Genomic DNA, 23,157 nt, shown 5'->3' with positions numbered 1-23,157 from the left:
CGGAGCACACGCTTGCCACGGAAGGGTTGCCAGCGTTCCAGTTCGGCGGCGCGGTGGGTTTCGCGGGGCTGTGGGAGCGCCGGTTATGCCGGTGCTGCGGGAATCTCCGTGTGCTTTTTGGCGGCGCTGCGGGTTACGCGGTGCGGTCGGTTGTGCCGTGTGCTTTTTGGCGGCGCTGCGGGTTACGCGGAGCGCTCGGGTATCGCGGATCTGCCGGTTGTGCCGTGTTCCCGTCGGCCCTGCGGGTTACGCGGAGCGCTCGGGTATCGCGGAGCGGCCGGTTGTGCCGGCGCGGACCGCTTCAGTCCACTTGGGTCAGCTGGCCACCGCGGCGTCGCTGAGGAACTGAGTCCGATAGAGCTCAGCGTAGCGTCCTTCCAGCGCCAGCAGTTGGGCGTGCGTGCCTTGCTCCACGATGTTGCCGCCTTCCACCACCAGGATGCGGTCTGCGGAGCGCACGGTGGAGAGCCGGTGGGCAATAACGACGGCGGTGCGCCCCTCGAGTGCCTCGGTGAGCGCCGCCTGCACCGCGGCTTCGTTGGTCGAGTCCAGCGCTGCGGTTGCCTCATCCAGGATGACCACGCGGGGATGGCCCAGCAGCAACCGTGCAATGGTCATTCGCTGGCGCTCACCGCCGGAGAGCCGATAGCCGCGCTCCCCCACCATGGTGTCCAGGCCGTCCGGCAGTGACTGGATCAGTCCTTCCAGCCGGGCGCGGCGCAGCACGTCCCAGATCTCGGCATCGCTGGCTTCCGGCCGGGCCAACAGCAGGTTGGAGCGGATGGTCTCGTGGAACAGGTGCCCGTCCTGGGTCACCATCCCGATCGTTCCGCGCAGGGCCTCGAAGCTCAGGTCCCGGACATCGGTGCCGGAGAGCTCAACGGCACCGGAGTCGACGTCGTACAGCCGGGCCAGGAGCTGGGCCATGGTCGACTTTCCGGCGCCCGAGGAACCCACCAGCGCCAACGTTTGGCCTGGTTCCACCCGGAAGCTGATGCCATGCAGCACTTCCTCGCCGCCGCGGGCGTCCAGCGTCGCTACCTCTTCCAGCGATGCCAGCGACACCTTGTCGGCCGACGGATAGGCGAACCGCACGTCCTTGAATTCAACGGAGACAGGACCCGGCGGGACGGTGCCGGCGTCGTCCTTCTCAGTGATCAGCGGCTTGAGGTCCAGGACTTCGAAGACCCGCTCAAAGCTGACCAGCGCGCTGGAAATCTCCACCCGGGCGTTCGCCAGCGCGGTCAGCGGCGCGTACAGGCGGGTGAGCAGCAGTGCCAGCGTCACCACATCGCCCGGATCCAGCTGGCCGATGATCGCGTAGAAACCGCCCAGTCCATAGACCAAGGCCAGCGCCAGCGCCGACACCAGGGTCAGCGCGGTGACGAACACCCACTGCATTACCGCCGTCTTGATGCCGATGTCGCGCACGCGCTGCGCCCGCACCTTGAACTCCCGGGATTCATCGGCGGGGCGGCCGAAGAGTTTGACCAGCGTGGCACCGGGCGCGGAGAACCGTTCGGTCATCTGCGTGCTCATGGCGGAATTGTGGTTTGCGGTCTCGCGCCGGAGGTCCGCCAGGCGGCTGCCCATCCGGCGAGCCGGCAGCAGGAACACCGGCAGCATCAGCACGGCCAGCAGCGTGACCTGCCACGATGTGTTCAGCATGACGATCAGTGTCAGGATCAGTGCCACCACGTTGCTGACCACGCCGGAAAGCGTGCCGGCAAAGGCCCGCTGGGCACCGATCACATCGTTGTTCAACCGACTAACCAGCGCGCCGGTGCGGGTCCGCATGAAGAAGGCGATTGGCATCTTCTGCACATGGTCAAACACTGCGGTGCGCAGATCCAGGATGATGTCCTCGCCCAGACCGGAGGAGATCCACCGGGTCACCATGCTGAGGCCGGCGTCGGCGATGGCCACCAGTGCGATCACCACGGCCAGCCAGACCACCAGCTCGACGTCGGACTTGGCGACGATCGCGTCTACTACCCGGCCGGCGAGGACTGGAGTGGCAACGGCCAGCGCGGCGGTCACCACGGAGAGCAGCACGAAGATGGTGATCTTGGCCTTGTACGGCGCGGCAAACGCAAAGGTGCGGCGAACGGTTTCGCGGGAGAACGACTTCTGGTCCTTCGAATGCGAAAGCCGGTAGAGCGAACTCCAGGCTGCACCTTCCATGGACATGATGGCTCCTTAACGCTGATGGTCCTACTGCAACCCTAGAACCTTCCGGAGCACCATACTGTTCCCGCCGGTGGCTCCCCGGCCAGAATCTGTCCTTGACGGCGCGCTTGAGCCGGGGCTGTTCTGGCTGCCGGCAGCCAGTCGCCCGCTGCGGCCCTGGCTGCCGGCAGCCTGTGTGATCGTGCCGGACGCCGGCAGCCTGTGTGATCGTGCCGGACGCTGGCAGCCCGCTGCGTACTCGCTGCCAGACGCTCCCTGGCCGCACGGGTCCTGGAACCCGCGCCCGCAGTCCGACTTGGTCGAGCTCAGGGATTAGCGTCCAGATCACCTGCTATAACCGGTGATCTGGACGCCAAAGGGTGACCTCGCCGTGAGGTCAGGGGCAGTATCCGAGGAGTTGGACGCCAACCCCTGACCTGGGACCGCTGTGGCCGCCAGGCGGCCACAGCGGTCCGGTCCACAATGGCCACCTCGGCGGAACCACTATGCAGCCACGCCACCAGCGGCGGAACCACTCAACAGCCACGCCACCACTCAACGGCCACACCTCGGCGAGGAGGCCACCAGCGACCGGACCACCACCGGCCACGCAGGTCAGCTGAGCTGCTTCTCCTCGTGCGGGATGAAGCGCACCGTCATCGCCTTGAAGCCGGGGGTGTTGGACTCGCGGGCCACCAGGTCCCGGTGGACCAGCGCGTTGGCTTCCGGGAAGTAGGCGGCGGCACAGCCCCGCGCCGTCGGGTAGGCCACCAGCCGGAACTCGTCCGCGCGGCGCTCGGTCCCCTTGAACGTGCTGATCACGTCCACCAGGTCACGGTCGGCGAAGCCCAGTTCAGCCAGGTCGTCCGGATTTACCAGGACCACCCGGCGGCCGTTGGAGATGCCCCGGTAGCGGTCGTCCAGCCCGTAGAACGTGGTGTTGTACTGGTCGTGGCTGCGCAAGGTCTGCAGGATCAGATGGCCCTCAGGCGCCTCCAGATACTCCAGCGGGCTGACCGTGAACCGGCCCTTGCCGATGTCCGTGGCGAAGGACCGAGTATCGCGCGGCGGGTTCGGCAGCACGAAGCCGCTCTTGTTCCGGATCCGGGTGTTGAAGTCCTCGAAGCCGGGCAGCACGCGGGAGATGTGGTCGCGGACAACGTCGTAGTCCTCGGCCATTGCCCGCCAGTTCACCGGATGGTCGTCGCCGAAGGTGGCCTGGGCCATCCGGGCAATGATCACCGGCTCGGCCAGCAGGTGCTCGCTGACCGGTTCCAGCCGGCCCTGGGTGGAGCGGATGACGGACATGGAGTCTTCCACCGAGAGGAACTGCGCGCCGTTGGGGTGCTTGTCGTCCCGGTCCGTGCGGCCCAGCGTGGGCAGGATCAGCGAGGTCTTGCCGTGCACCACATGGGACCGGTTGGGCTTGGTGGATACATGCACGGTCAGCCCGGCCTTCTGCATCCCGGCTTCCAGCGCCTCGGTCTCCGAGTTCGCCAATGCGAAGTTGCCGCCCATCGACACGAAGACGTCAACCTTGCCCTCGGCGAAGGCGTCGATCGCCTCGGTGGAATCCACGCCGTGCTCGCGCGGGGACGTGATGCCGAATTCCTTGTCCAGCGCGGCCAGCAGCCATTCCTTGGGCTTTTCCCAGATGCCCATGGTGCGGTCGCCCTGCACGTTGGAGTGGCCGCGGACCGGGCAGGCACCGGCGCCGGGCTTGCCGAAGTTGCCCTGCAGCAGCAGCAGGTTCACGATTTCGCGCAGGGTATCCACCGAATGCGGCTGCTGGGTCAGGCCCAGCGCCCAGCAGATGATGGTGGCCTTGGACTTGGCCAGCAGTCCGGCCACCTTCGCGATGTCCAGCCGGGAAAGCCCGGTGGCCTTCTCGGTCTCGATCCAGTCAATGTGGCGTCGGGCCGCGACGTAGTCCTCGAACCCGTCGGTGTTTGCCTCGATGAAGGCCTTGTCCACCACGGTGCCGGGAGCACGGTCTTCCTCTTCCAGCAGCAGGTGTCCGAGGGCCTGGAACAGGGCCAGGTCTCCGCCTACCTTGATCTGCAGGAACTCGTCGGCGAGCTTGGTGCCGCCGCGGACCAGCCCGTCCACGGACTGCGGGTCCTTGAACGCCATCAGTCCGGTTTCCGGCAGCGGATTGACGGCCACAATGGTGCCGCCGTTGTCCTTGCATTCCTTGAGCGCTGAGAGCATGCGCGGGTGGTTCGTGCCCGGGTTCTGGCCCACCACGAAGATCAGTTCTGAGTGGTGGATGTCCTCCAGCGACACGGTGCCCTTGCCGATGCCGATCGTGGGGTTCAGCGCGCTGCCGGAGGATTCGTGGCACATGTTGGAGCAGTCCGGCAGGTTGTTGGTGCCCAACGAACGTGCGAACAGTTGGTACATGAACGCGGTTTCGTTCGCGGTGCGGCCCGAGGTGTAGAAGACGCAACGGTCCGGTGTGGTGGCACGGAACCGTTCCCCGATGAGGTTGAACGCGTCCGACCAGGAGATCGGCGAATAGTGCGTCTCGCCCTCGCGGATGATCACCGGCTCGGTGATCCGGCCCTGCTGGCCCAGCCAGTACTCGGTTTTGGTGGCCAGCTCTGCAATGGAATGCCGTGCCCAGAACTCCGGGGTCACGGTGCGCTTGGTGTTTTCCTCGGCCACGGCCTTGGCACCGTTTTCGCAGAACTCGGCCGGTTTGCGCGGTCCGGTGATGGATTCCGGCCAGGCACAGCCCGGGCAGTCGAAGCCGCCGCGCTGGTTGATCCGCAGCAGTGAGCGGGCGGTGCGCGCGACGCCGGCCTGCTCGATGCCGCGCTCCAGCGCAATCTTTACTGCCGGAATACCGGCGGCAGCCTTCTTCGGTTCCTTGACCTTCAGGGTGCTTTCGTCAATGTCATTCACAGGTGCCGGGCGAGTCATGCCCCTAATGTATCCCGGCTCACAGGGAATTCTCGACAGCCGTAGCCGGTCTCACACCAAATGGCCGACGGCGGTGCCAATCCGTGCGGGGTGGGCGTACACGTTGACGCTGCGGCCGCGGCTGAAACCGGCCAGCGTCAGTCCAACTTTCTCCGCCAGTTCGACGGCGAGCGAGGACGGCGCGCTGACAGCCGACAGGGCGGGGATTCCCGCCAGGTAGGCCTTCTGGACCAGCTCGAAGGAGGCCCTCCCGGAGACCTGCAGCACCGTGTTCCGCAGCGGCAGCCGCCCCTCGCGCAGGGCCCAGCCCACCACCTTGTCCACCGCGTTGTGGCGCCCCACGTCTTCGCGCAGGCAGAGCAGTTCGCCCTCGAAGCTGAACAGTCCGGCCGCGTGGACGCCGCCGGTGCGTTCGAAGACCTGCTGCTGCTCGCGCAGCCGGTCCGGCAACTGCAGCAGCAGGTCCAGCGCCACTTCGCCGCCACCGTCGGTGACGTCCGTGCCCGCGGCTGCGCCGCCGTCGTGGTGATGCAGCCCGAAGCGGGAGCGCTTGGTCACCGCGTCAATCGAGGCGGTGCCGCAGATGCCGCACGCACTGCTGGTGACCACTTGCCGGTCCAGCCGGGGATCCGGCAGCGCCACGCCGGGCGCCAGCTGTGCCTCCACCACGTTGAAGGTCTGCCGGCCGTCCTCGTCCTCGCCGGCGCAGAAGCGCATGGAGAGCAGCTGTTCGGGCGACCAGATGATGCCCTCGGAGACCAGGAATCCGGCCACCAGGTCGAAATCGTCGCCCGGGGTGCGCATGGTGATGGAGAACGCGCGCCCGGCCAGCCGGATTTCCAGCGGCTCTTCCACCGCCAGCACGTCCTCGCGGCGGCGCGGCGGCGCGTCCAGACTGAGTTTGAGCACCTTCCGGCGCTGCGTCAAGCGGCCCATGTACTTCTCCTCTACTGCCTGTTACAAGCGTAATCCACGCCATGCGCCGGGGCCGCCCGGAGTCGGGAGACGTCGGAATGGATCACCGGCGCCGGATCAGGACCCGGTTCGCCCGAGACGGGACTCGGATTGGACAACCACGGCGGCGGACCGGGCCCACCAAGGCTGCCGGCCATACCGGATCACGCTGCGGCCACACCGGATCACCAGGGCAGGTCAAGGGCCGGCAATTGCTGGCCGGGGTCGGCGCCGGCGGCCGGAACCACCATCACGCCGTCGGCAGCGGCCAGTCCGCGCATCATGGCCGAGCCGATGTGGTCTGCGGGGACGGCGCCGCCGTCGGGAGCCGTCCCGTAGGGCACCAACCGGTCCTGGTGATGCAGCGGCGGCAGGGCAGTTCCGGCGCGCACGGTGCGCAGGGCTGTCAGCCGGCGGCCCGTCATGCCCGCCAGCAGCGGGTCGGCCAGGGTCAGCAGCGCCATCATGGCCGCCAGCGGGTTCCCGGGCAGGCCAACCAGCGGGCGCCCATCGGACAGCCGGGCCAACAACGCCGGGTGCCCCGGGCGCATCCGGATGGAAGGGACCAGGATTGTGGCGCCGGCGGCATCCAGCACCCGGCGCAGATGGTCGGCGGCAGACGTGCCGGTCCCGCCGGTGGTGATGACCAGGTCGCCGCCGCAGCCGGCGATGGCCTCCGCGGTGGCATCGAAGTCGTCGGGCAGCCGCCGGCTGTCGTCGATCTGGCCTCCGAACCGGCCGATGATGGCCGGCAGGGTGGGGCCGAACGTATCGCGCACCCGGCCCGGCGCGGGGATCCCGGAGATGACGACTTCGTCCCCGGTGAGCAGCAGCGCCACCCGCGGCACCGCGGCCACCGGAAGCGCATCGTGGCCGCAGACCGCGGCGACGGCCAGATGCGCGGGGGTCAGCACGGTGCCGGCGGCCACCACTACGGCGCCGGCGGCGGTCTCTTCGCCGGCCGGACGGATGTGCCGCCCGACGGCGAATTCCCGCTCCGCCGTTCCCGGGCACAGGTCCAGCCGCTGGGTCCCCGCGGTTCCGCATTCGCTGCGCAGCACGCTGTCCGTGCCGTCGGGGATCAGGCCCCCGGTGACCACCGGGGCGGCCTGCCCGGGTTGCAGCGGGCTGCCGGCCGGCACCAGCTGCCACGGCCCGGCGCCGGCAATGGCCCAGCCGTCCATCGCGGAGGAGGCATAGTGCGGAACCGGCAGCAGCGCCGGAAGGTCGGCGGCCAGCGTGCGGCCGGCGCAGGCTGCCAGCTCAACGTCGGCGGCCGGCCGGAGCGAAGCCGCCTGGCCGGCCGCGTACGCGGTGGCCCGGGCGTCTTCCCAGCGGAGGCCGGCGCTCACTCCTGCACTGCGCCGTGGCGGCGCGCAACTTCGTCGGCCACCCGGGAAGCCGCGCGGATGGCCACTTCCGGCGTGGCCTGCCCGGTGGCGGCCGCGTAGCCGGCGGCGTAGCCCACCACGAACGTGGTCAGCGGCGCCGCGGGACGGACCACGCTGTGTGCGGCCACGCCGGCCAGCCCCAGCACGGCCTCGATGTCCACCGGCAGGTCCTCGATCTCCAGCGCCTGGAGCAGTTCGCTGACAAACGGGGAGAGCTGTTCGGCCGCTCCGGACACAATGGCCTCCGATCCGCCCGTGCGCGGGCTAGTACAACGTTTGTTTCAGGCTACGGCGCGGGCCGGGCAATGCCAAAGCGGCCCGCATCCTGCCAGGTGTCCACGTCCGAGGTGTGGCTCCCGGTGCGCTCCAACCGGAGCTCGACTGCCGGCAGCGCGGCGAGCAGCTTCCGGACCGGCTGGCCGGCCAATCCTGCTGCTCCCCCGGACTGTTGCACCGCTGCAGCCAAGGCCGCACTGCCCGCACAGCAAGCCAACTGCTGCCGCCTGCCGTCGGCGTCCACCGGGATCCAGAGCTGCGCCTCCGGCGCACGGGCGGCACTCTCCAGCAACAGTTCCGGCAGCCCGGCGAGCAGCGGCATATCGCAGGCAAAGAGCATGGTGATCGGCGCGGAGCCCGATGCTGCGCCGTCGTCATGGGCGGCCAGCGCGGTCATCCCGGCCGCGATGCCCGCTGCCGGACCGGAGAACGGCGGGTCTTCCCGGGTCAGCAGGAGCCTTGGTGGTCCCGGTGCCACCGACCGGCGGAAGGCGTCCATTTCCTCCACCAGGTCATCCGGACCGACGACGGCGATCCGCCGGGCGCCGCGGACAGCCTCCAGCGTGTGGCGCAACAGCGTGGCCCCGTCGAGTTGCAGCAGGGCCTTGGGGCTTCCACCCAACCGTGATGAGCGGCCGCCGGCCAGTACGACGGCGTCGAAATCAGAAGCAGTCACGCTGCGGTATGTGTGTCGAGGAACTGGCTCCAGGCGGGTGCCGGCCGGTCCAGGTCACGGATGCGCCAGCGCGCACCGCTGGGCGGACGGGGCGTGAACCGCAGGCTCCAACCCATGTGCGCCAGGGTGCGGTCGCCCTTGGCGTTGTTGCAGCGCAGGCAGCAGGCCACCAGATTCTCCCAACTGTCTTCGCCTCCACGCGAGCGCGGCCTGACGTGGTCCACCGTGGTGGCCGTCTTGCCGCAATATGCGCACAGGTGGTTGTCGCGGCGCAGCACGCCGCGGCGGGTCACGGCGGTGTCCTGATTATGGGGAATCTTAATGTACCGGTTGAGCAGGATCACCGAGGGACGGCCCAGGATATCGTTCGGCCCGACGACGGGATCGCCGTCCTCGGCGATCACGCTGGCCTTCCCCGTGAGGACAAGCAGCAGCGCCCGGCGGAAGGTAACGACCGCCAAGGGTTCGTATCCAGCATTCAGAACGAGTGTGCGCATGCACATTCCTCTAGGAGTGGCCACCCCGACCGGCGCTTCGCTTCCGGTCAGGGACTGGATTTTCTGCACTAACAGTCAAAGAGTATGACGGCAGATAGGTTCTGCGCTAACTTTTTTCGCTGCCGCTGGGCCGTTTTGGCCCGGGCAGCACGATGTTCACCGGCTGTTCGCCGGCCGGTCAGCGGATCTGGCGGGCACTGCTGCCCTTCGGCCATAACGCCGCCGGCCCCGGTGCACGCGGGGCGTGCACCGGGGCCGGCGGACGGTCTAATAGACCGGGAAGGCTGAAGCCTAGTTGACGCGGATGGCTACGTAGCCGGATCCGACGTCGGCACTGGCCAGTGCGGTGGTGTAACCGGTCCAGCCGCCGTGGATGGCCTGGCCGTTACCCACGTAGATGGCGATGTGCGCAACGCCGGCGCCGCCGTCGGAGTAGTACAGCAGGTCGCCCGGCTGCGGGGTGGAGACCTGGGTGCCGTAGCTGAGGAACTGTGCCGGGGCGAGGTCGCCCACCGACTTGCCGGCGGCGCGCAGGGCCTTCTCCACCATGGCGGTGCAGTCCTGCGAAATGCCGATCTGGCCGTAGGCGGAAGAGACCAGGGTGGAGGCCACGCCGCTGGCGGAGGCAGTGGTCTTCGCCGGGGCGGCTGCGGGCTTGGCTGCGGCTGCCGGGGCGGCCTTCTGGACGGTGTCCTGTGCTGTGTCGGCGGCTTCTTCGACAACCGGGGCCACTTCCTGGGCCACGGTTTCGACCACGGGCTCGGGCTCAGGGGCCGGAGTCGACTTGATGTCGGGACGCGAGAAGGTCAGCTCGACGGCGCTCGACGCCTGGACCGTGTCCACCTGCACGCGGCTGGGGACAGACACGGTGGATGCGGTGCGTTCGATAGTGGCCGACTGTGCGGGCAGTCCGGCGGTCAGGGCCAATCCGGAGGCGGCAGCAATGACTGCTGCAGAACGACCCATGGATCCGGCATTGGATGAGACGGCTTTGGAAATCGTCTCCAGCGGGTTAGTGCGGACGGAAACGGCGCGGTGGCGCCCCGTAGCGGTGTTATTGAACACGTTAAAGGCCTCTCCCAATGCCTGCGAGGTGAGCTGTCGGATTCGGATGGGAGTGCACCCGGCCGCACTTCTCCCCGGCAAAACCTGAGAGATGTAACGACTTAACCCCAAGGGTTCCTGTACGGAACCCGAATTTGGTTCCCCCGCCTCTGCCCGCGAAGTCTTTGCGAACGAACTCCGGACGGTGGCAGAGCTCGGCAATCCACCCGGAGGCACCAGCCGTCTGGCAGCTGGCACGAGAAACAGCGTATACGATCCGACGCCTATTGTCACGTTCTGATCACGGAACGGTGATCTTTAGGTTACGGCGGTTGTCCCGCACGCACCGAAACGAGACAGCACGCCGGGTTTCGCCGTCGTGCACGGTGGCTTTAATGACCGACGGCGCGCCCCGGAAGGCGCGCCGCGATACGAACCGCAGAGCAAGGCGTCGGGGGCCTTAGCCCGCCGGGCGGATGAACACCGGGCCGGAGCCGATGTAGGCGCTGCCCAGGACGGTGCTGTAGCCGGCCCAGCCGCCGTGGACGGCCTGGCCGTTGCCCACGTAGATGGCCACGTGGGCCACGCCGGCGCCGCCGTTGGCGTAGTAGATGATGTCGCCCGGCTGCGGCGTGGAAACCTGCGTGCCGTAAGCGAAGAACTGTGCCGGGGCGAGGTCGCCGACCGAGTAGCCCGCCGCGCGCAGCGCGTTCTCGACCAGCGCGGTGCAGTCCTGTCCCACGCCGATCTGGGCGTAGGCGGCAGCCACGATGGCGCCGGCTGCGCCGCTGGCGGCAGCTTCGCCGCCCTTCTTGGCCGACTTGCCCTGGCCCGACGCGGCGTCGTCGCCGGTCGTCGGGTTGATCTCGTTCGATACGGCCTGGACCACGGTCTCCGGTGCCGGAGTGGAAGTAATTCCGGACCGCTCAAAGGTCAGTTTCACGGCTGCCGAAGCTTGCACGGCTTCCACCTGCACGCGGGCCGGTGCGTCGACACTGCGTTCTGCACTGACGGCCTGCGCCGGAATGGCACCGGTCAGAACCAGGCCGGTAGCGGCGGCGATAACGGCACCTTGGCGTCCAACAGTTCCGGCGTTTGCGGAAACAGCCTTGGAAATCGTCTCAAGCGGGCTGGTGCGGACAGGGGTCGCACGGTGGCGGCCCGCAGTAATGCTCTTGGACACGGTTGTACCTCTCCCAAATGCCTGCGAGGTGAGCTGTCGGGTTCGGATGGGAGTCATCCGGCCGGCCGGCTTCCGAGCTGGTGGCCCGGGCCTGATCGGCTTTACCCCAAGGACGTCCTGAGACGTCCGGGAAGTGGTTCCCCCGCCTCTGCCATGCGATTCGGTGCGAACGAACTTCGGGCGACGGCAGAGTTCGGCATTCCGCCCGAAGGTGCCTGGCAATAATTGCCAGGCACAGGTGAAACCTTATAACAGTTTGGCGTCTGAGTCACATTCCGGTTACGGCGTGTCAGTCAGAGCCAGCCGGTAGGGTCCACCAGCTTGCCGTTGACCATGACTTCGAAGTGCAAATGGCAGCCGGTTGACGCTCCGGTGGTGCCGCTATCGCCCAGCACTTCGCCCCGGGCCACGGTGGCGCCGACGGTCGTATCGATAGTGCTCAGGTGGTTGTAGGTGGTCTCCAGGCCGTTGCCGTGGTCCACCACAATCCGGTTGCCGCCGCCGCCAACCTGGAAGCCGGCCTCGACGACGGTGCCGCCTGCCGCTGCTGCCACGGGCGTGCCGCAAGGGGCCCCGTAGTCCTGACCGGTGTGCAGTTCACCCGCGTAACCGGTGATGGGGCTGACCCGGTAGCCGAACGGCGAGGTCTTGATCAGCTCGTCCATCGGCTGCGAGAGCGTTCCCGCACTGCCGATCGCCTTGGTCTTTCCGCCGGAGGCGACCATGACCTGCTTCAGCTTGGTGTCCGGGTCGAACTTGCTGGTCAGGCCCGCGCGCTCAAACGTCAGGCGTGCTTCGGTGGCCGCGGAGATGCTGCTGGCTGCTACTGCTTCCTGCGGGCCGTCGGCGGTGGCGCCGGCCGTCGTCGGAAGTATGACGGTTAGCACCATGCCGGAGGCGGCGGCGACAATCGCGGTCTTATGACCGACGTCGCGGGCGGCCGCTGCTACTGGGGACGGTGCCGGCTGGGCACGTCGCCGGCCGGCTGTCGCAGCGCGCGGGCGTGTGTATTCGACCGGGGCGGTTGAACGTCGCCGCCCCGAGGCTTTGTGTCCTGCCAAAATCTATATACCTCTCCCAAAGCGCCTGCGAAGTTAGCTGTCGGATTCGAGTCAAGAGAAAACTCGGCCGCACCGCACAGAGCTCAGTGGAACGATTCACCGAGGCTTTGCCCGCTGCGGCTTCACCCCAAGGCAGCGAATAAACTGCCGCTTGGTGGGTCCTCCGCCCCTGTCTCACGGATACACTCCCCCGCCGACAGGGTTCGGCTTGCGGAGGGTGCGGGACCGACATCTCGGTGCCCGGCACAACTATACGGAAAACTACGCGAAAGTAATAAATCCGTTATCCACGCCGCGAGATTCCGCGGCGCAACGATTCATTCCATCGACACAAAGATGTGGGCGGCGACCTCCGGCGGCAATTCCAGGGCGCCTTCGATGCCCGGCACGCGCACGGAGATGTATTCGCCTGCGGTGGCCAGTTGCAGCGTCGCACCCGGTTTCAGGCCGCCCTCCTCCAACTGGGTCAACAGTTCCGGCTCCACCTGGATCGGCTCTGCCAACCGGATGATGCTGACCTGCTTGTCGGGCGTATAAGTGCCCATCGCCTGGGCCAGGTTGAGCAGGCCGGCGGCGGACTCCTCGGCGGGCTGCCCTCCGAGCGCCTCCAGCCCGGGGATCGGGTTGCCGTACGGCGAAACGGTCGGCTTGCCCAGCAACTCGTAAAGACGCTGCTCCACCCTTTCGCTCATCACATGTTCCCAGCGGCAGGCCTCGTCGTGGACGTAGGCCCAGTCCAAGCCAATGACGTCAGAGAGCAACCGCTCGGCCAGCCGGTGCTTGCGCATGACCTCGGTTGCCCTCCGCCGGCCCAGTTCGGTCAGCTCCAAGTGCCTGTCACCGGTGACGACCACCAGTCCGTCCCGCTCCATCCGGCCGATCGTCTGGGAGACGGTGGGGCCGGAATGGCGCAGCCGCTCGGCAATCCGGGCGCGCAGCGCGACGATGTTCTCTTCTTCGAGTTCGAGGATGGTGCGCAGGTACATCTCGGTGGTGTCGATGAGATCAGTCAATTGGTTCTTGCTCCTCGGCGCGCGGTGAAAAAGGCTGCTCCAGCAGCAGGCATGAGGGTGGGGCCCCTCTCCAGCCTAGCCTGTTTTCCCTACACGACCGGCAGTCTTGCCGCTGGTAGCCGCGCCGGGGTGCCGCGCAACATTGCCGGTTCCGACTAACGGCGCCCGCCGCCGTTGGGGCAGAATGATACGGGCGTTCAACGGTGAACTGCCATCAAGATCACTGCCATCACGCCAGGAAAGGTATTCATGAGCGATACCCAGTCCATCAGCATTCCCGCCGACCTGCTACCGAAGGACGGGCGTTTTGGCGCCGGTCCTTCCAAGGTCCGTCCGGAACAGGTCGACGCGCTGGTCGCCGCGGGCCGCAACCTGCTGGGAACGTCGCACCGCCAGGCTCCGGTCAAGAATCTGGTGGGCAGCGTCCGCGAGGGACTCAAGGAGTTCTTCAAGGCGCCCGCGGGCTACGAGATCATCCTCGGCGTCGGCGGCTCGACGGCATTCTGGGACGTCGCCTCGTTCGGACTGGTTGAACAGAAGGCCCAGCACCTGTCCTTCGGCGAGTTCAGCTCCAAGTTCGCCTCCGCCACCAACAAGGCACCGTTCCTGGCCGAATCCAGCATCATCACCGCTGAGCCCGGTTCCCGGCCGGAGCCGCGGGCCGAGGCCGGCGTGGACGTGTACGCCTGGGCGCAGAATGAAACGTCCACCGGCGTCGCCGCTCCGGTGCAGCGTGTGGATGGGGCCGACGACGGCGCCCTGGTTCTCATCGACGCAACCTCGGCCGCCGGCGGTCTGGCGGTCGACGTCACCCAGAGCGACGTCTACTACTTCGCGCCGCAGAAGAATTTCGCATCCGACGGCGGACTCTGGCTTGGCGCCTTCTCCCCCGCCGCGCTGGAACGAGCGGCCCGGATCGGCGCCACCGACCGGTGGATTCCGGACTTCCTCAACTTGGAAACCGCGATCGATAATTCGCTGAAGAACCAGACCTACAACACGCCGGCGCTGGCCACCCTGGTCACGCTCAATGCGCAGATCGAGTGGCTGAACGGCAACGGCGGGCTGGACTTCGCCTCCGCCCGCACCGCCGACTCCGCCGGGCGCGTGTACCAGTGGGCTGAGGCTTCCGCGGTCGCGACGCCGTATGTCGTCAACCCGGAGCACCGCTCGAACGTCATCGCCACCGTCGACTTCGACGAGTCAGTTGATGCCGCGGCCGTAGCCAAGGTGCTGCGCGCCAACGGCGTGGTGGACGTGGAGCCGTACCGCAAGCTCGGCCGCAACCAGTTGCGCATCGCCACCTTCGTCGCAGTCGAACCGGACGACGTCAGCGCCTTGCTCTCCTGCATCGACTACGTGGTGGACCGCCTGCAAGGCTAACCGCCGCACCGTGCCATGATGAGGTCCGGCTGCCCGATCGCGGGGAGCCGGACCTTATTGTTTGGTCCGAACCGTTTGGCGCGATTGGGTCCGGCGCGGTTGGCCCGGACCGTTGACGCGGTTGGGTCCGGACCGTTCGATCCGGACCGCCGCGGCGCTTAGACCGGCCGGTCCGGCACGCCGTAGGTGATGCTCAGCTTCCGCGGGGCCGAACGGTCGAAGCGCAGCCGCATGTGGTGCGCGCGCCAGGCCCACAATATTCCGACGGCGGCGGCGGCCACACCGGACAGCGCTGCCACACCCAGCCCCCAGCGCGGGCCGAAACTGTTGGACACCAAGCCGACCAGGGGTGCACCGAGCGGAGTTCCGCCCATCAGGATGGCCATGTACAAGGACATGACGCGTCCGCGCATCATCGGGTCGGTGGTGGTCTGCACGTACGCATTGGCGCTGGTCATGATGGTGATGGCCGCTGCCCCCACCGGCACCAGAGCCAGTCCGAAGAGCCAGACTGTGGGGGCCAGGCCCGCCGCCGTGCAGGCAACGCCGAAGGCCACCGAGGCGCCGAAGATATAGCGCAGCCGCGGCCGGTCCCGGCGTGCGCTGAGCAGCGCTCCGGTAACCGAACCGGCTGCCATCACCGAGGAGAGCACGCCGAAGTCACCGGCATGGCCGCCGAATTCGGTCCGCGCCATAGACGCCACGAACACGGAGAAGTTCAGGCCGAAGGTTCCAATGATGAAGATGGCGGTCAGCACCACCACCAGGTCCGGCCGGTCCTTCACGTACCGGAAGCCCTCGCGGATTTGGCCGCGGCCTTTGGCAACCTTCTGTCGCGGATGGAGTTCCTGCCTGCGGATGGCCAGCAACGCGGCGATCATTGCCGCGAAGGTGGCGGCGTTGATCAGGAACACCGGGCCCGGTCCGATCGCTACGGTCAGCACGCCGGCAATCGCCGGACCGATCATCCTGGCCAGATTGAACGAGGTGCTGTTCAGCGCCACCGCGTTGGGCAGGTAGTCGTCGCGGACCAGGTCGGAGACGAAAGTCTGCCGCGCCGGGGCGTCCACCGCCGTCACCATGCCCAGCGCCAGCGCGAAGGCATACACGTGCCACAGTTGCGCCACATCGGCGATCACCATCAAGCCCAGTGCGAGGCCCAGGACCGCCATTGAAATCTGCGTGGCCATCAGCAGCTTTTGCCGGTCGAACCGGTCGGCGACCAGCCCTGCCCACGGCGCCATCAGCAGCTGCGGCCCCATCTGCAGCGCCATCACAATGCCCATGGCGGCGGCGTCCTGCTCGGTGAGGATGTCGTACACCAGCCAGTCCTGGGCCGTCCGCTGCATCCAGGTGCCGATGTTGGAGATCAGCGCCCCGATGAACCAGATCCGGTAATTGAACAGCCGCAAGGAACGAAACATGCTTTACCGCCCCTTCCGGCTGCGAAACCTGCCTCGTCCATCGGCCACGTCAGGACGTGGCTTCGGTGAAATCCTCGGTCGTATCGGTTGCTGCTGCCTCTGTCAGCTTCTCGCCAGCGGCAGGATCCGCTGCATCCTCGCCCTCAGAGGCAGAGGTTTCCTCGTTCGTTGCCTCGTCCTCGCCCTCAGAGGCAGAGGTTTCCTCGTTCGTTGCCTCGTCCTCGCCCTCAGAGGCAGAGGTTTCCTCGTTCGCTGCGTCGTCCTCGCCCTCAGAGGCAGAGGCTTCCTCGTTCGCTGCGTCGTCCTCGCCCGCGGTGGCCGAGGTCTCCTCGTTGGTAACCTCGTCCTCGCCTGCCTCGGCGGGAGCTTCCTCTGCCGCTGCATCTTGGTCCACGGGTTCAGAGACTTCCTCCGCCGTGTCCGCTACCGGCGCGGAGTCGGCGTCGTCCTGCGCTTCGGCTGCCGCAGCCGCCTCGGCTTCGGCCGCTGCCGCCACTTCCTCAGGCCGCACCCGGTCCGCCCACGGCACCCACTCCGGAGCCAGCAGCGATTTCTCCGACGGCAGCAGGCCCACTTCGCAGACCGTGGCGTCCTTGCCGCGCGGCACCCGGGCCAACGTGGCGTACCACTGCCAGCCCGCGTAGCCGGCCAGCTTCGCTTCGAACCGGTGGGTGACCAGGCGGTCGCCGTCGGCAACGCTGCCGACGTGTGCACCGATTTGTTCGGGTGGGGCGATGTCCAGGACACCCTCCCGGGCACGGTCCACCGCCGCGGCCAGGACAAGGTCCAGTTTGGGGGTGCGACGCGCAGGACGACGTCGGGGCGGCGCGGCCTCCGCCGTGGGCTCGCCGGCGTCGGGCTGCTCCACGGGCGCTGTTTCAGCGCTGGAGCCGGTCAGGTTTTCGGTCATCAAGTCCGCTTACGCGTCCAGGTCGTCGGCCACGCGGCGGAGTACCGCTGCCACCTTGGACGCGTGCGAGCGTTCCGGATAGCGGCCCTTGCGCAGCCCGTTAGAGATACCGTCCAGCAGCTTGATCAAGTCTTCGGTGATGACGGCCATGTCCTCGGCCGGCTTGCGCGTTGCGCGCACCACCGAGGGAGCGGCGTCGAGGATGCGGGCGGACAGTGCGGACGGGCCGCGGCGGCCGTCAGCGATGCCGTACTCCATCCGGGTGCCGGCCTTCACGTCCTTGACGCCGGCCGGCAGGGCAGACGCGTGCAGGAATACTTCCTGGCCGTCTTCGCTGGCCAGGAATCCGAAGCCTTTTTCCGTGTCGAACCACTTGACTTTGCCGATGGGCACTTTGCTTACCTCGTTCTGCTTAATGTTGCGGCGGTACCGCCCGCTGCTGCGTTCTTACCATGTGTCCCGCCGGCAGTACACCGGCCGCAGGCGCGGCCGCGGCGTGGCGGGGAAAGTCTGTCTCTAGATTAGCTTGTTCCACAGACAGCGGAGGCCGAGACGCGGCCGTTTCCGCTGCTGGCATGATGGCGGGATTGGGCCGAGGCACGGCGGGGAGTTAATCTGGAGCCATGCCCGGATCCGTTCCTGCCCAGAATCCGCCGCGCCCCGCTGAGTCGGGTGCGCTGCACCGTGTGCTCGTTTTCGCAGCCATCGCAGTACTGCTGGCAGGGCTCGGCAGCTTGGGCGTCATTCTGGCAGGTGCCATGGCAGGGAACCCGGTGTGGACGGGTTTCATGGGGCTAGCCTGGTTCTGCTTCCCGATCGCCTTCGTGTTGATGGTGCTGCTGATGGCCGGCAGCATCCGGCGCCGCCGCAGCAGCTAGCGGCACCACGCGGGCCGGTGACGGCGGGCCTCCCGGGCGGCGTCGGCCGCAGTAGTGCGGGGTAACGTTAATCCGGTGTCCTCCATCCGCGCCTTGGCCGGCCAGTTGGCCGCCCGCAGCGACGCCGAGCTGCGCCAGCTGTTCGCTGCCCGGCCGGATCTTTGCCTGCCGCCGGTGCCGGATTTTTCCGCCCTGGCGGCCCGGGCCTGCACACGGATCAGCCTCCAGCGGGTGCTGGAGAACCTCTCCCGCCCCGAGCTGGAGGTGCTTGAAGCTGTAGTGCTCAGCACTGATGTTGATGCCGGCCGCTCCGCAAACGCCCGTTCCCTGCAGCCCCTGCTGGTGCCGCAGCCGGGCACAGCCGGGCAACTGGACCTGGACGCGTGTCTGGCCCGCCTGCAGGATCTTGCCTTGCTGTTGCGCGCGGCCCCGCTCTCATCCGACAACAGTGCTTTTCCCGCTGACGACGGCGGAGACCTCCTGCAGCCCCCGGCCTACCTTCCGGTGGCCAGCCTGGCCGAAGCCCTCGGACCGTATCCGGCAGGCCTGGGCCGCAGCTACGCCGCCTTGGCGGCGGCCAGTCAGGTGGCAGCGGACCATCTGGTGCGCACGGTGCGGCTGCTGCGCGAGGCCGGCTACGAGCTTCCTACCGAGTCCCCCGAGACCGGCTCGGGCGAGCGCACCGCCCCGGCGGCCACCCGCGCGGCCAGCGCGGCCGCCGAACTCGACCGCTGGCTGTCCGACCCGCGGACCTGGCCTGAGCTGATCGCGCAGGCACCGGAGCACACCGCCGAGTTGCTCGGAAAGTTCCGCCGTTCCCCGCTCGGCGCGCTGCCACACCCATTGGCGGGCAGCGGTCCCCGCGAGGCGACATCACCCATCGACTGGCTGGCAGCACACGGGCTGCTGGTGCCCATCGACGCGACGCACGTGGAACTCCCCTGCCCGGCCGGACTTGCGGTGCGCGGCGGTGCGCTGGCCGATCCGTGGCACACCATGCCGCCCGCGGCAACTGCCCGGCCGATCCGGGATTCCCTGCGCGACAATGCCGCCTTCTCCGCAGTGGCCGAGACGCTGCGGCTGGTGGCCGAGTTGTTGGACCAGGTCCGCCGCGGCCCGGTTGCCACCCTGCGTGCCGGCGGAGTAGGCATCCGCGAGGTCCGTCGGCTGGCCGACTCCCTGCGGGTCGAAGCGGACGAAACCAGCTGGCTGCTGGAACTCTCAGCCGCTGCCGGACTGCTGATCCTGGACGTCGATACCTCCCGCTGGGTGGTCCACGCCGACGCCATGTTCGGCTCGCTGGCACGCCAGGACCAGTGGCTGCTGCTCGTGTCGGCCTGGCTGCAACTGGACCGCGCGCCTTCGCTGGTGGGCGGCAGGACGCCGTCGGACACCGCCATCAACGCGCTGGCCGCCGAAGCATCCCGGCCCGATGCACCGGCCGTCCGGCGCCGGGTACTGGAGGCGCTGGACGAACTGTGCACGCCGGGCTCTGCGGCCGGCAGCACCGACGTGCCGGACAATAAACCGGATTCCGCTGCCCCCGCCAGCACCCCGGCGCCCTCGCCGGAACAGGTCACCGGTTACTTGGTCTGGCGCCGGCCGCGCCAGCAGCGCCGGTTCGAGCGGTTGGTGCCGGGCATCCTGACCGAGGCGGCACGGCTGGGGCTGCTGGGCTCCGGCGCACTGACCGGGTTGGGACGCGCGCTGGCGCAGGACAGGCTTGCCGAGGCAGTTGAGCTGTTGGCCGCCCAACTGCCCGAACCGCTGCAAGAATTCGTGCTGCAAGCGGACCTGACGGCCGTGGCGCCCGGCTATCTGGCACCGGACATCGCCGCCGAACTGTCCCTGCTGTCCACCGCAGAAGGCCAAGGCCCGGCCACCATCTACCGGTTCTCGGCGGACAGCATCCGGCACGCGCTGGACGCGGGGCGCGATGCGGCACAAATCCTCGGCTTCCTGACCCGTCACTCGGCCACCGGCGTCCCGCAGCCGCTGGGATACCTGGTGAAGGACACCGCGAACCGGCACGGTGTGCTGAGGCTCGGCGCGGCCGCCAGCTTCCTGCGCAGCGACGACGCGGACATGCTGACCGACCTGCTCGCCGACCCGCGCACCGCCCGGCTGGGCCTGCGCCGGCTGGCTCCCACGGTGGCGGTCTCGCGCACCGCAAGCCGAGACCTGCTCGCCGCACTGCGCCAGTGGGGCTATGCGCCGGCCCCGGAAGCCGACGACGGCGTGGCACTGGGCGGCGGCACCGGCGCTGGCGCACGCACCGGCAGTTTCGCTGCGGACGGCACCCCAGCAGAGGGTGCCGCGACGGCGAAAGCCGGCCGGGCGCCGTCGTCGTTCCCGGTGAAAACCAACCCCTGGGAGCTCACCGCCGAAGCCAGCGCCGCCCAGCTCGCGGCACTGCGGAGCACCGGAACCCCGGCCGGGCCAGCAGCAGAGGCGGGTCCGCTGCTGACGCTGGAGACGCTGCGGACCGCCATCCGGTTGAAGCAGCGCGTGCGGATCGGGATTGTGGATCCGGACGGCAACCACCGGCGCCAGGTCATGCTGCCGCTGTCCGTCAGCGGCGGCCGGCTTCGCGTGTTCGATCCCGACCGGGACAGCGAGCGCACCGTCTCCATCCACCGGGTGATGGACATTGAACTACTGGAGGGCAGCTGAATGGCCAACGGACCGTTGATCGTCCAGAGCGACAAGACGATCCTGCTGGAAGTGGACCATGAGCAGGCGAACGAGGCCCGGCATGCCATCGCCGCGTTCGCGGAACTGGAGCGGGCGCCGGAGCATGTGCATTCCTACCGGATCACTCCGCTGGGGCTATGGAACGCCCGCGCGGCGGGACTGGATGCCGAGCAGGTGCTGGACACGCTGCTGACCTATTCGCGCTTTCCGGTGCCGCACGCCCTGTTGGTGGACATCGAGGAGACCATGTCCCGCTACGGGCGGCTGCGGCTGGAGAAGGACCCGCAGCATGGCCTGGTGCTGCGCACTACCGACTACCCGGTCCTCGAAGAAGTCATGCATGCCAAGAAGATCCAGCCGCTGCTGGGGCCGCGGATCGACGCCGAGACCACCGTGGTGCATTCCTCGCAGCGTGGGCAGCTCAAGCAGCTGCTGCTCAAGCTCGGCTGGCCCGCGGAGGACCTGGCCGGCTACGTCGACGGCACGCCGCATCCGATCGCGCTGGCCGAATCCGCGGAACCCGGCGGCTGGCAGCTGCGGCCGTACCAGCGGCTGGCCGTGGAGAACTTCTGGGCCGGCGGCTCCGGCGTCGTCGTCCTGCCCTGCGGCGCCGGCAAAACACTGGTGGGCGCGGCCGCCATGGCCACCAGTTCCACCACCACGCTGATCCTGGTGACCAACACCGTTGCCGCCCGCCAGTGGAAGGACGAACTGGTCCGGCGGACCACGCTGACCGCCGAGGACGTGGGTGAATATTCCGGATCGGTCAAGGAGGTCCGGCCGGTCACCATTGCCACCTACCAGGTGCTGACCATGCGCCGCGGCGGGCTGTACCCGCACCTTGAGCTGCTGGACGCCAATGACTGGGGCCTGATCATCTACGACGAGGTGCATCTGCTGCCGGCACCGATGTTCCGGATGACGGCCGATCTGCAGGCCCGGCGGCGGCTGGGACTGACCGCCACGCTGGTGCGCGAGGACGGCCGGGAAGGTGAAGTGTTCTCACTGATCGGTCCCAAGCGCTACGACGCCCCGTGGAAGGACATTGAGGCGCAGGGCTACATCGCTCCGGCCGACTGCGTGGAAGTCCGGGTGGATCTGCCGCGGGACGAGCGGGTGGCCTATGCGATGGCCGACGACGTCGATAAGTACCGGCTGTGCGCCACGTCCCCGATCAAGACGCCGGTGGTGGATGCGCTGGTGAAGGCGCACGAGGGCGAACAGCTGCTGGTGATCGGACAGTACATCGACCAGCTGGACGAGATCGCCGAGCATCTGGATGCGCCGGTGATCAAGGGCAGCACCTCCGTCAAGGAACGGCAGCGGCTGTTCGACGCGTTCCGCCGCGGCGAGCTGCAGACCCTGGTGGTGTCCAAGGTGGCCAACTTTTCCATCGACCTGCCCGAAGCCACCGTGGCCATCCAGGTGTCCGGGTCGTTCGGTTCCCGGCAGGAGGAAGCCCAGCGCCTGGGCCGGCTGCTGCGGCCCAAGGCGGACGGGCGGTCCGCACGGTTCTACAACGTGGTGGCGCGGGACACGTTGGACCAGGACTTCGCCGCCAAGCGCCAGCGCTTCCTGGCCGAGCAGGGCTACGCCTACACCATCAAGGACGCCAAGGACGTGGTGCAGGGGTAAAACCGGCACGTTGCCCGTGCCGTGTGGCTGGCCGTGCTTTGCCCGTGCCGTGTGGCTGGCCGTGCGGACCCACGCTTTGCCCGGGCCCGTGTGGCTGGCCGTGCGGACCCACGCTTTTGCCCGCCGGACCGACCGGGCCCGTCCGGGCGTACACTCGTGGCATCGTGACCCCTTGGAGGCCGCCATGGACATCGAAGACGACGTCGCCGCCCACTACGACAACCCGGGCCTCGAGGCCCTGATCCTGGACGGATTGGCTGCGCTTGGACAGGATCCGGACAACATCGACCCGGACGTGCTGGCCGCCGCGGACCAGCTGCATATTGGCGGCACCGACGCCACGCAGTCCGTAGCCGAAGGCGCCGGACTGCACGCGGGCATGCGGGTGCTCGACGTCGGCTGCGGCATCGGCGGCCCCGCCCGCTATCTGGCCCACCATCTGGGAGTCGCCGTCCAGGGCGTGGACCTCACGCCCGAGTCGGTGCGGACAGCCGCATCGCTCACCCGGCGCTCCGGGTTGGAGGGGCTCGTCCAGTTCAGCGTGGCCAGTGCGCTTAAGCTGCCGTTCGACGACGGCACTTTCGATGCGGCGACCATGCTCCACGTGGGCATGAACATTCCCGATAAGGCGGGAGCGTTCCGCGAGATCCACCGCGTCCTAAAGCCGGCGGGCATCTTTGCCCTCTACGACATCATGTCCACGGGCGCGGGCACGCCGCAGTTTCCGCTGCCCTGGGCGTCCACGCCGGACTCGTCGTTCGTGGAAGACCGGGCCGGCTATCTGGCCGCACTGGCTGCGGCCGGCTTCCGGCTGGAGGGCGAACGCAACCGGCACGGTTTTGCGGTTGAATTCCTGCAGCGGACCCAGGACAAAATATTCACTTCCGAGGCCCCGCCGCTGGGCATGCACCTGCATATGGGCACGGACGCCAAGCAGAAGATCGGCAACTTGGCGGCGGGAGTCCGGCAGGGCGTGCTTGCCCCGGTGGAACTCTTCGGCCGCCGCGACTGACCCTCGCCGAGTCTCAGCGCAGGTCATGATTG

The 23,157-nt window shown here is 68.2% G+C and carries 19 protein-coding genes and 3 riboswitches; of the genes, 5 read left to right on the top strand and 14 right to left on the bottom strand.

Going from position 1 to position 23,157, the window contains the following annotated elements:
• Positions 1-315: 315 nt before the first annotated feature.
• The 11 genes from E4J89_RS14565 to E4J89_RS14515 all read right to left on the bottom strand — a co-directional run bounded on the left by E4J89_RS14565 (position 316) and on the right by E4J89_RS14515 (position 13,189).
• Positions 316-2,190, bottom strand: coding sequence for an ABC transporter ATP-binding protein (locus E4J89_RS14565; protein WP_136786877.1), 1,875 nt, complete (start codon positions 2,188-2,190; stop codon positions 316-318).
• 594 nt (positions 2,191-2,784) lie between these two features.
• The gene (locus E4J89_RS14560) at positions 2,785-5,094 is read right to left on the bottom strand and encodes an FdhF/YdeP family oxidoreductase (RefSeq protein WP_136786876.1); all 2,310 of its coding nucleotides are present in this window, start codon (positions 5,092-5,094) and stop codon (positions 2,785-2,787) included.
• A gap of 51 nt (positions 5,095-5,145) precedes the next feature.
• Positions 5,146-6,030, bottom strand: coding sequence for a formate dehydrogenase accessory sulfurtransferase FdhD (fdhD, locus tag E4J89_RS14555; protein WP_136786875.1), 885 nt, complete (start codon positions 6,028-6,030; stop codon positions 5,146-5,148).
• A 203-nt stretch (positions 6,031-6,233) separates the two neighbouring features.
• Positions 6,234-7,400: a molybdopterin molybdotransferase MoeA gene (locus tag E4J89_RS14550; protein ID WP_136786874.1), complete on the bottom strand. Its 1,167-nt coding sequence runs from the start codon at positions 7,398-7,400 to the stop codon at positions 6,234-6,236.
• Positions 7,397-7,675: a DUF6457 domain-containing protein gene (locus tag E4J89_RS14545; RefSeq protein WP_136786873.1), complete on the bottom strand. Its 279-nt coding sequence runs from the start codon at positions 7,673-7,675 to the stop codon at positions 7,397-7,399. The genes E4J89_RS14550 and E4J89_RS14545 overlap by 4 nt, the downstream gene beginning before the upstream one ends.
• Before the next feature lie 50 nt (positions 7,676-7,725).
• On the bottom strand, positions 7,726-8,391 hold the full coding sequence (locus E4J89_RS14540) for a nucleotidyltransferase family protein (RefSeq protein ID WP_136786872.1): 666 nt from the start codon (positions 8,389-8,391) through the stop codon (positions 7,726-7,728).
• Positions 8,388-8,888 (bottom strand): HNH endonuclease, encoded by a 501-nt coding sequence (locus tag E4J89_RS14535; protein WP_136786871.1) that lies wholly within the window; start codon positions 8,886-8,888, stop codon positions 8,388-8,390. Before E4J89_RS14535 ends, E4J89_RS14540 begins: the two co-directional genes overlap by 4 nt.
• A gap of 291 nt (positions 8,889-9,179) precedes the next feature.
• Complete coding sequence (locus E4J89_RS14530) at positions 9,180-9,953, bottom strand: NlpC/P60 family protein (protein ID WP_240691906.1); 774 nt, start codon at positions 9,951-9,953, stop codon at positions 9,180-9,182.
• 4 nt (positions 9,954-9,957) lie between these two features.
• A riboswitch (cyclic di-AMP (ydaO/yuaA leader) is annotated at positions 9,958-10,158 on the bottom strand.
• A 234-nt stretch (positions 10,159-10,392) separates the two neighbouring features.
• Positions 10,393-11,115, bottom strand: coding sequence for an NlpC/P60 family protein (locus tag E4J89_RS14525; protein WP_136786870.1), 723 nt, complete (start codon positions 11,113-11,115; stop codon positions 10,393-10,395).
• A gap of 3 nt (positions 11,116-11,118) precedes the next feature.
• A riboswitch (cyclic di-AMP (ydaO/yuaA leader) is annotated at positions 11,119-11,291 on the bottom strand.
• Between the two features lie 117 nt (positions 11,292-11,408).
• The gene (locus tag E4J89_RS14520; RefSeq protein WP_136786922.1) at positions 11,409-12,005 is read right to left on the bottom strand and encodes a M23 family metallopeptidase; all 597 of its coding nucleotides are present in this window, start codon (positions 12,003-12,005) and stop codon (positions 11,409-11,411) included.
• A gap of 177 nt (positions 12,006-12,182) precedes the next feature.
• Positions 12,183-12,395: riboswitch (cyclic di-AMP (ydaO/yuaA leader) on the bottom strand.
• 98 nt (positions 12,396-12,493) lie between these two features.
• Positions 12,494-13,189: a metal-dependent transcriptional regulator gene (locus tag E4J89_RS14515; RefSeq protein ID WP_136786869.1), complete on the bottom strand. Its 696-nt coding sequence runs from the start codon at positions 13,187-13,189 to the stop codon at positions 12,494-12,496.
• Positions 13,190-13,438: 249 nt separating this feature from the next.
• Between E4J89_RS14515 and serC the strand changes: the two genes are divergently transcribed.
• On the top strand, positions 13,439-14,572 hold the full coding sequence (gene serC, locus E4J89_RS14510) for a phosphoserine transaminase (protein WP_136786868.1): 1,134 nt from the start codon (positions 13,439-13,441) through the stop codon (positions 14,570-14,572).
• Between the two features lie 158 nt (positions 14,573-14,730).
• Here serC and E4J89_RS14505 read toward each other — a convergent pair whose 3' ends face one another.
• Genes E4J89_RS14505 through E4J89_RS14495 form a run of 3 tightly spaced genes read right to left on the bottom strand, consistent with a single transcriptional unit; the run spans position 14,731 to position 17,299 of the window.
• The gene (locus E4J89_RS14505) at positions 14,731-15,996 is read right to left on the bottom strand and encodes an MFS transporter (RefSeq protein ID WP_136786867.1); all 1,266 of its coding nucleotides are present in this window, start codon (positions 15,994-15,996) and stop codon (positions 14,731-14,733) included.
• Between the two features lie 49 nt (positions 15,997-16,045).
• Positions 16,046-16,906, bottom strand: coding sequence for a DUF3027 domain-containing protein (locus E4J89_RS14500; protein ID WP_136786866.1), 861 nt, complete (start codon positions 16,904-16,906; stop codon positions 16,046-16,048).
• Between the two features lie 9 nt (positions 16,907-16,915).
• Complete coding sequence (locus tag E4J89_RS14495; RefSeq protein ID WP_136786865.1) at positions 16,916-17,299, bottom strand: cold shock domain-containing protein; 384 nt, start codon at positions 17,297-17,299, stop codon at positions 16,916-16,918.
• Between the two features lie 230 nt (positions 17,300-17,529).
• Here E4J89_RS14495 and E4J89_RS14490 point away from each other — a divergent pair, with 230 nt between their 5' ends.
• The 4 genes from E4J89_RS14490 (at position 17,530) to E4J89_RS14475 (ending at position 23,125) form a co-directional block, all read left to right on the top strand.
• On the top strand, positions 17,530-17,784 hold the full coding sequence (locus tag E4J89_RS14490; protein WP_136786864.1) for a hypothetical protein: 255 nt from the start codon (positions 17,530-17,532) through the stop codon (positions 17,782-17,784).
• A gap of 75 nt (positions 17,785-17,859) precedes the next feature.
• A complete protein-coding gene (locus tag E4J89_RS14485) occupies positions 17,860-20,457 on the top strand; it encodes a helicase-associated domain-containing protein (protein ID WP_136786863.1) in 2,598 nt (865 codons plus the stop codon).
• Positions 20,458-22,113 (top strand): DNA repair helicase XPB, encoded by a 1,656-nt coding sequence (locus E4J89_RS14480; protein WP_136786862.1) that lies wholly within the window; start codon positions 20,458-20,460, stop codon positions 22,111-22,113. It begins immediately after the preceding gene.
• Between the two features lie 184 nt (positions 22,114-22,297).
• On the top strand, positions 22,298-23,125 hold the full coding sequence (locus E4J89_RS14475) for a class I SAM-dependent methyltransferase (protein WP_136786861.1): 828 nt from the start codon (positions 22,298-22,300) through the stop codon (positions 23,123-23,125).
• The last annotated feature ends 32 nt before the right edge of the window (positions 23,126-23,157 follow it).

Origin of the sequence: Arthrobacter sp. CAU 1506 (assembly GCF_005047635.1) — a bacterium.
Lineage (GTDB): Bacteria > Actinomycetota > Actinomycetes > Actinomycetales > Micrococcaceae > Crystallibacter.
Note: the sequence above shows the minus strand (reverse complement) of the source record. Positions and strands in the feature narration are given on the sequence as shown.

What these genes read in the sequence shown, in the direction of transcription:
- E4J89_RS14565 (WP_136786877.1), bottom strand. Translation starts at nt 2,190, where the DNA reads ATGTCCATGGAAGGTGCAGCCTGGAGTTCGCTCTACCGGCTTTCGCAT.
- E4J89_RS14560 (WP_136786876.1), bottom strand. Translation starts at nt 5,094, where the DNA reads ATGACTCGCCCGGCACCTGTGAATGACATTGACGAAAGCACCCTGAAG.
- fdhD (WP_136786875.1), bottom strand. Translation starts at nt 6,030, where the DNA reads ATGGGCCGCTTGACGCAGCGCCGGAAGGTGCTCAAACTCAGTCTGGAC.
- E4J89_RS14535 (WP_136786871.1), bottom strand. Translation starts at nt 8,888, where the DNA reads ATGCGCACACTCGTTCTGAATGCTGGATACGAACCCTTGGCGGTCGTT.
- E4J89_RS14520 (WP_136786922.1), bottom strand. Translation starts at nt 12,005, where the DNA reads ATGGTGCTAACCGTCATACTTCCGACGACGGCCGGCGCCACCGCCGAC.
- serC (WP_136786868.1), top strand. Translation starts at nt 13,439, where the DNA reads ATGAGCGATACCCAGTCCATCAGCATTCCCGCCGACCTGCTACCGAAG.
- E4J89_RS14505 (WP_136786867.1), bottom strand. Translation starts at nt 15,996, where the DNA reads ATGTTTCGTTCCTTGCGGCTGTTCAATTACCGGATCTGGTTCATCGGG.
- E4J89_RS14500 (WP_136786866.1), bottom strand. Translation starts at nt 16,906, where the DNA reads ATGACCGAAAACCTGACCGGCTCCAGCGCTGAAACAGCGCCCGTGGAG.
- E4J89_RS14490 (WP_136786864.1), top strand. Translation starts at nt 17,530, where the DNA reads ATGCCCGGATCCGTTCCTGCCCAGAATCCGCCGCGCCCCGCTGAGTCG.
- E4J89_RS14480 (WP_136786862.1), top strand. Translation starts at nt 20,458, where the DNA reads ATGGCCAACGGACCGTTGATCGTCCAGAGCGACAAGACGATCCTGCTG.
- E4J89_RS14475 (WP_136786861.1), top strand. Translation starts at nt 22,298, where the DNA reads ATGGACATCGAAGACGACGTCGCCGCCCACTACGACAACCCGGGCCTC.